Source organism: Bizionia saleffrena, from assembly GCF_008086175.1.
Classification (GTDB): domain Bacteria; phylum Bacteroidota; class Bacteroidia; order Flavobacteriales; family Flavobacteriaceae; genus Bizionia; species Bizionia saleffrena.
Genome location: NZ_VSKM01000065.1, coordinates 1 through 528 on the forward strand (window position 1 = coordinate 1; position 528 = coordinate 528).

Below are 528 nucleotides of genomic sequence, written 5' to 3' on the forward strand. Positions count from 1 at the left end.
AGGAACCGTAAAGGTTGGCGCCGTAGTATCCTCGATGTTTATGGTTTGTGTTTGCGTATTATCGTTTCCACAAGCATCGGTTACTGTCCAAGTTCTTATGAAAGACGATTCGTTAGCACAAGACCCAGCAGTTGAAGCGCCATCAGTATACGTCGCTTCTAATGTGTTAGTATCACAGTTATCAGCTTCATCGGTAACATCACCAGTTACTGTTAAGTCGGTAATATCTTGATCACATTCCAAAGTCACTTCAGTAGGAACCGTATAGGTTGGCGCCGTAGTATCTTCGATATTAATTGTCTGTTCTTGAGTTGTTGTGTTTCCACAAGCATCGGTTACTGTCCAAGTTCTTATGAAAGACGATTCGTTAGCACAAGACCCAGCAGTTGAAGCGCTATCAGTGTATGTTGCTTCTAAAGTGTTAGTATCACAATTATCAGCTTCGTCAGTTACATCACCAGTCAACGTTAAGTCGTTTACATCTTCATCACATTCTAAAGTCACTTCAGTAGGAACCGTAAAGGTTGG

General features: G+C 41.7%; 1 pseudogene. It reads right to left on the reverse strand.

The features are described 5' to 3' along the window. A pseudogene (locus tag ES676_RS14885) lies at positions 1-528 on the reverse strand (gliding motility-associated C-terminal domain-containing protein); the annotation flags it as partial.